Raw genomic sequence first — 6,812 nt, 5'->3', positions numbered from 1 at the left:
TGCACGCCGCGCCGGGTGGTCGCCACCCCGCGCGGGCCGGGGTGTTGGTCGACCCCCAGCGGCTGGTGGGGCCCCGGGGGCCCGGGGCATGGGCCACCGCGGCCGGGCTCGGCGTACTGCCACGGGGTTCGGTCTCGGAGGTCGACGGCGACCGGCTGCGCTTCTTCGTGTACTGGAAGGAGACCGAGAACCGGACCGACTACGACCTGTCGGCGCTGCTGCTGCGCGGCGACTACAGCACCGACGCCTGGCTCTCCTACACGTCCCTCACCACCGTCGGGGGCCGGCACTCGGGCGATGTCACCGAGGCGCCCGACGGGGCCTCGGAGTTCATCGAACTGTCCCTGGACCGGGTGCGCGCCAGGTTCATCGTCCCCCAGGTGAACATCTTCGCCGGTGAGGGCTTCGAGGAGGTCGAGGAGTCCTTCTTCGGCTTCATGGTGCGCGACGCCGAGCAGAAGGGCCGTCCGTTCGAGCCGCGTACGGTGCGGATGAAGTCGGAGCTGCGCGGGCCGGGCAAGGTGGCGTTGCCGCTGGCGTTCCGGCGCGGGGACGACGGGCGCTGGCGTGCGAAGTGGCTGCACCTGTATCTGAAGGGCATCTCGTCGGCCAACCGGGTCGAGGAGAACCAGGTGTCGGTGTCGAAGGTGGTGCGCGCCCTTGTGGAGCGCGAGCAGTTGACGGTGGGGTACCTGATCGACCTGATGTCCGGCGACACGACGACCATGGACCTGTGGGACGGCACGTCGGTCCCGGAGGAGCCCGTGACGTACATCGGTCTCGAACGCCCCGAGGGGCTGCATCCGGACTCCCGGATCATCACCCTCGAAAATCTGCGCGACGTGATCCCGGGCTGAGTGCTAGCGTTGCCCGCGGCGAGGCCATGAAGGGGCTTCCTTCTCATTCCTTTCCTGAAACAAGTTCCTTCGCTTTCCTCGCCGCCGACTTCGAACCGGGAGGCGCCCACCACGGCGCCTCCCGGTTTCCGTATGTGCGCGCGAGGGGTGCTCACCGCGCGAGTGCCGCCCGCGCCGCGTCCAGTGCCTGTTCCGCGTAACCGCGGCCGAAGAGCACGGCGTGGACCAGCAGCGGGAAGAGCTGGTGGAGTCCGACGCGGTCGGCCCAGCCGTCGGCGAGGGGTGCGGCCTGCTCGTAGCCCCGGAGCACCTCGTCCAGATGGGGGCAGCCGAAAAGGGCGAGCATCGCCAGGTCGCTCTCGCGGTGGCCGCCGTGGGCGGCCGGGTCGATGAGCCAGGCGTCGCCGTCCGCTCCCCACAGGACGTTGCCGTTCCACAGGTCGCCGTGCAGCCGTGCGGGCGGCTCGGCGGGACCCGCCAGATCGGGCAGGCGTGCGCAGACCTCCTCGATCGAATACGCCTCGGCCGGGCGGATCGTGCCGTCGTCGACCGCGCGGCCCAGATACGGCAGCACGCGGTGCTCGGCGTACCAGGCGGGCCAGTCGTCGCCGGTGATGTTCCGCATGGGCGCGCGGCCGATGTAGGCCTCCCGCGGGCCGCCGGGCGGCGGTGCGCCGAAGGCGGGCGCGCCGGCGGCGTGCAGGGCGGCCAGGTCAGCGCCGAATCGTGCCGCCGCCTCGGCACTCGGTGCCCCCTGCGCCACCCGGTCGATCACCAGCCGGCCCCCGTCGTGGCCGTACACCGTGGGTACGCGAACCGTGCCGGTCTCGGTGAGCCAGCACAGTCCGGCCGCCTCGGCCCGGGCCGCGCCGGGGCCGTCGCCGAGCTTGACCAGCACCACCCGACCGTCGTCGAGGGTGACTTCGGCGAGCGCGCCGGACAGCCTGCGTTCCCCGGTCGCCGGGCGGCCGGTGAGCCGGGCCGCCAGGGCACCGGGTGCCGTGCGATCGGCCACGGCGAACCGCCTCCCTTTCTCATCCGCTCAGGGCGTCCCCAGGATCCCGTACGGGCCCCGCGTGGTGCCGGTGAAATCTCCTACCCATGTCTTGACATGCGAACGAATCGATCCGTAACTTGGCCGATTATTTAGATCCGTGAAATGAGTTCACGTATATGAACTACTTATGAACTACTCCCGGGCGGACAGCCCGGAAGGACAACGGAATGTGCCCATGGGCGTTCGCCGACGAAGTCGTTTCGCGGCCGCCTCGCCGGGGGACGCCACCGGCACCACGAACTGGCCACCGGACGCCGCGCTCGGGTCATGGCTCCGGGGTCTCGGATTCGAGTGAGGTGCGCGTGGCCCTGCCGTAGACGCCCGACTCGTCCTCCAGGACGACACGGGTCAACTGGTAGCCCCGGACCGCGCTCTCGACCTCGCGGTCGTAGTCGCCGTCGACGTCTCCGTTGTAGAGGCCCGTCCGACGCAGGCGCAGTTGGAGTTCGGTGACTTCCGGTCCGGTGTCACCGAGGGCGAGGACGGGGGCCTCTGCGTCCGACCGGGTCGGCGCGGGGACGGCCGTCACTGCGGCGTCGCTGTCGGAGGGGGGTCTGGTCGGCCCGGTCGAGTCGGTGGGGGTGGCCCGGCCCTCGGAGGGGGACGGGCTCGCCGAGGGGGAGGAGGTCTCGGAGGGCGAGGGCGAGGGGGGCGTACGGGAGGGAGCCGCCGAGGACGACGGGTCGCCGCCGGCGACCGCCTCCGGAAGGCCCGCCCGGATGTCGTCTGGGCCCGAACCGTCGCGCGAGGGGGCCTCGTACGAGAAGAGTCCGCCGACGACGCCTCCCGTCACCAGTACGGCGACCACGGCGACTCCCACCCCTGCGGTCAGCGCCATCCGGTGCCGAACGCGCCGTCGCCCAGCGTCCCGCGCGGCGTCGACGGGCGGCTCCTCGGCCTGGCCGCTCGGGCCGGTCTGGCCGCTAGGGCCGGTCTCCCCTGCCAGGCCGGGCCCACCGGTTCCGCTCGTGGGGGCGTCGCCCTCCCCGGCCACGGGGCTCGGCCGTGGTGCGTTCTCGGTGCCCTGCGAGAGGTCGGCCGGCCCGGTGTCCTCGCCGCCCTGGACGAACGGCCGGATGCGCACCGGGTCGAAGTCCTCCGCGGCGTCCGCCAGCGCCGTACGGGTGTCGCGGTGGGCGTCCGACGCCAGACGCCCGCAGGGACAGGCCGGGGTCCCGTCGGCCGCCCGGGGCGTACCGCACTGCGGGCAGACAGGGCCTGTCGGTTCACTCACGCGTGTTCTCTCTTCGGGCGGGCTTCAGAGTTTAGACAGATCTTCTACACGGAATCCTCAAAACTTGCTTGAATGTCGAACGAGAATGATCAGGCTGGCTCAAGTGCGATCCGAAGAAGGCGAGTTCGCGCCCATCAGGTCTTCATACGAGGGGTCTGGCGCGTGACCCGGCGCTCGGTGTGTCATGCCTCTGACATCAACCCGGAGTCCGGAGTGCCCGGAGTGGAAGGAACCCCGTGAGCCTGTCCCGCCCGCATCCCCATCACCGTCCCCACCTCCGTTCGCGCCCAGGCGTCCGTGGCCGAGCCCGTGCCCGTGCCCGTGCCCGTTCCCTGAGCGCGGTCGCCGCGCTCGCCCTGGGAGTGCCCGTCGCGTTCTCCGGCCCCGCCGTCGCGGCCGTCCCGTCGTACTCGGTCTATCTGCAGAACGCCGTGACCGGGCTCAACGCGGCGGACAGCGGCGGTACGGTCGCCGCGCACAACCCCAAGGGCGACGAGGACCACCAGCAGTGGACGCCGATCGCCGTCAGCGGCGGGCACCAGTTGCGGAACGTCGACGGGTCGGGGAGCTGTCTCGGGCGCAGCGCCACCTCGGCGGTGACCGCGACCTGTGGCGCGGACGGCACGACGTGGACGATCACGGAGGCCGGGGGAGGCACCTACACCGTCGGCGTGCCGGGAACCTCGCAGTATCTGACGGGCAACTCCTCGGACTCCTCGGCCGTGCGGGTCGGGCCGAGCGGCACCTACTCCCGCTGGTACCTCACACCGGTCACCTACGCCACGACGGCCATGCCGTCCACCGACACCCGCACCCTCGACCAGGTCACGTTCCTCACCTCGCACAACGCCTACGCCAACGGCGTCGACGGGAACTTCGCCTCGTTCCCCGTCAGCCTCTTCCCCAACCAGTCACGGGGCGTGAGTCGGCAACTCACCGATGGTGTACGGGGGTTCATGCTGGACACCTACACCGTGGCGGGCCGTGCCGCGCTCTGCCACAACAGCTGTGACGGGGTCAGCGGTCCGGTCACACTCGCCACCGGACTGCAGCACATGGTCGACTTCCTCAAAGCCCGTCCGGGTGAGGTCGTCACCGTCTTCCTGGAGGACTACACCGCCTCCGACGTGTTGAAGTCGTCCCTGGCGTCCGTCAGCGGACTGTCCGACGTGCTGTACCGGCCCGACCAGGAGGGCGTGGCGACGAACGGATGGCCGACGATGGCGGATCTCGCCGCCCGGGGCAAGCAGCTGCTGATCTTCAGTGACCGCACGCGAGCGAGCGACGTCTCCGCCGGTCACGCCACGCGGGACAGCTTCGGCGTGATGTACCAGCGCGAGTGGACCGTCGAGAACCACTGGTCCATGGGCGGCGGGCTCGGCGGCTCCGACTGGTCCTGCTACAGCCGGTGGGGCACGGGCAGACCGCTCACCACGGACTCGACCGCCTTCCGTCCGCTGTTCGTCATGAACCACTTCCGCGACTACACGATCGCCGGCACGGCCGAGACGGACAACGCCAAGCTGCTCAACCGCGCGCGGAACTTCTGCACGCCGGCCGCCCGCAAGAAACCCAACTACCTGGCGGTGGACCGCTACGACCTCGGCTCACCGTCACCGCTCACCACGGTGGCCGACCTCAACACGTACGTCCTCGCCGCAGGCCAGTAGCCGTCGCCCCGCCGGGCGGCGGTCGAGCAGCCGTCGCCGGGCCAGGCGCCCGCCCATCCTGCGGGGTGCCGTGCGGATGTCCCGCAGGATGGGCAGCTCACTCGGCGCCAGCCTGGCCCGCTCGCCGCCACCTGCGATCAGGGCGTTGACCGACGCCATCGGGTCACCGCCGACCGACCGCGCCACCAACGCCCCGACGACCAGCGGGATCAGCGTCACCGCGAGGGCCGAACCGGTGGCGGTGGCCGTGGCGGTGACGTTCCGGAGCGGGCGCGGGCGCGACGGTTGCGTGTTCATGAGGACAGTCCAGCAGCGGTCCGGGGTGCGGCGTATCGGACCACATACTCAGTCGCTCCGTCACGGATACTCAGGTGGTCGTCATGGGCCTTGCCCCACGCGATGGGCCTTGCCCCACGCAGCCACCTTGACGTGTTGATGACGGGGCCGCCCGCACCTAGACCTGATCCCTCGGCCCGTCCCTCCACCCCCCGTCCCTCAACCGGGGCCCGGCCCCATCCCACCTTTCAGCCGCTCCAGGTCGGAGGGGCGGACCTGGATGGCCAGGACCGCGATCAGCGCCGCGACGACGGTGAAGATCGCCGCCATCACGAAGGCGGAGGAGACGCCGGCGGTCAGGACCTCGTCGCTCCAGGGAGGCGGCAGTTGCCCGCTCTGTTCGAAGCGCAGGCGCTCGGCCGGGGTCGCCTGGGACAGGAAGTCCGGGATCTGTTTCTCCGCCTCGTTGGCGCTGGCCGTGCCGAACATCGTGACGAGGATGGACAGTCCTAGTGAACCGCCGACCTGCTGGGTGGCGTTGAGGAGGCCGGAGGCCGCTCCGGTCTCCTCGGTGGACACATTGGAGAGCGCCATCAGCGTCAGCGACACGAACTCCATGCCCATGCCGAGGCTGAAGACGAGCATCGGCCCGAGAACGCTGCCGGCGTACGTCGAGTGGACGTCGGTCAGGGTCAGCCAGCCCAGGCCGACGGCCGCGAGGATCGCGCCCACCACCATGAACGGCTTGGGCCCGTACACGGGCAGGAACCGCGAGGCCAGCCCGGCACCGATCGCGATGACCGCGCTGACCGGCAGAAACGCCAGGCCGGTGGCGAGAGGGCTGAAGTCCAGCACGTTCTGGGTGAAGAGCGTCAGGAAGAAGAACATCCCGAAGATGGCGGCGGCCAGGCACAGCATGATGCCGTACGTGCCCGCGCGGTTGCGGTCGGCGAACATGTGCAGCGGGGTGATCGGCTGCCGGGAGCGCTTCTCCACCAGGATGAACACGGCGAGGAGGACGACGGCTCCGGCGAACGAGGCGAGCGTCAGTCCGTCCCGCCAGCCTTCCTGAGCGGCCCGGATGAACCCGTACACCAGGAGCACCATGCCCGCTGTGGACGTCAGAGCGCCGGTGATGTCGAAGCGGCCCGGGTGTCGTTCGGACTCCCTGATCCAGCGCGGCGTCGCCAGCACGATCAGCAGCCCGATCGGCACGTTGACGAACAGCACCCACCGCCAGTTCAGCCACTCCACGAGAACGCCGCCCGCGAGCAGCCCGATGGCGCCACCGCCCGCCGAGACCGCGGCGAACACCCCGAACGCCCGGTTGCGCTCCGGTCCTTCACGGAAGGTCGTGCTGATCAGAGCCAGCGACGTCGGGGACGCGATCGCGCCGCCGACACCCTGGAGGGCGCGGGCGGCCAGGAGTTGACCCGAGTTCTGGGCGAGGCCGCCGAGGAGCGAGGCCAGCACGAACAGCAGCACCCCGAAGACGAACACGCGCCGCCGCCCGAGGATGTCCCCGGCCCGGCCGCCGAGCAGCAACAGACCGCCGAAGGTCAGCGTGTACGCGTTCACCACCCACGCCAGACTGGTCGTGGAGAAGTCCAGGGACCGCTGGATGTCCGGCAACGCGATGTTCACGATGGTGATGTCCAGCACCACCATCAGTTGACACGAGGCGATCACCAGCAACGCCATCGCACTCCCACCACCAC

The 6,812-nt window shown here is 70.6% G+C and carries 6 protein-coding genes; 2 read left to right on the top strand and 4 right to left on the bottom strand.

The window, feature by feature from the left end:
• The coding region (locus tag ACFY9I_RS20365; protein ID WP_391003458.1) for a TerD family protein at positions 1-857 on the top strand (857 nt) is incomplete at its 5' end.
• 151 nt (positions 858-1,008) lie between these two features.
• Here ACFY9I_RS20365 and ACFY9I_RS20360 read toward each other — a convergent pair.
• On the bottom strand, positions 1,009-1,872 hold the full coding sequence (locus ACFY9I_RS20360; protein WP_391003456.1) for a fructosamine kinase family protein: 864 nt from the start codon (positions 1,870-1,872) through the stop codon (positions 1,009-1,011).
• A gap of 307 nt (positions 1,873-2,179) precedes the next feature.
• Complete coding sequence (locus ACFY9I_RS20355; protein ID WP_391003454.1) at positions 2,180-3,148, bottom strand: peptidoglycan-binding protein; 969 nt, start codon at positions 3,146-3,148, stop codon at positions 2,180-2,182.
• Between the two features lie 236 nt (positions 3,149-3,384).
• Here ACFY9I_RS20355 and ACFY9I_RS20350 point away from each other — a divergent pair, with 236 nt between their 5' ends.
• Complete coding sequence (locus ACFY9I_RS20350; protein WP_391003452.1) at positions 3,385-4,818, top strand: RICIN domain-containing protein; 1,434 nt, start codon at positions 3,385-3,387, stop codon at positions 4,816-4,818.
• On the opposite strand, the gene ACFY9I_RS20345 is transcribed toward ACFY9I_RS20350, so the two are convergent.
• Complete coding sequence (locus tag ACFY9I_RS20345) at positions 4,762-5,115, bottom strand: hypothetical protein (protein ID WP_391003450.1); 354 nt, start codon at positions 5,113-5,115, stop codon at positions 4,762-4,764. The genes ACFY9I_RS20350 and ACFY9I_RS20345 overlap by 57 nt on opposite strands.
• 198 nt (positions 5,116-5,313) lie before the next feature.
• Positions 5,314-6,795, bottom strand: a complete 1,482-nt coding sequence (locus ACFY9I_RS20340; protein ID WP_391003448.1) for an MFS transporter — start codon at positions 6,793-6,795, stop codon at positions 5,314-5,316.
• Positions 6,796-6,812 lie beyond the last annotated feature (17 nt).

It is taken from the genome of Streptomyces sp. NPDC012510, assembly GCF_042955065.1.
In the GTDB taxonomy this organism is placed as follows: Bacteria; Actinomycetota; Actinomycetes; order Streptomycetales; family Streptomycetaceae; genus Streptomyces.
The sequence above is the reverse complement of the archived record's forward strand: the minus strand, read 5'-3'. Positions and strand labels throughout refer to the sequence as shown.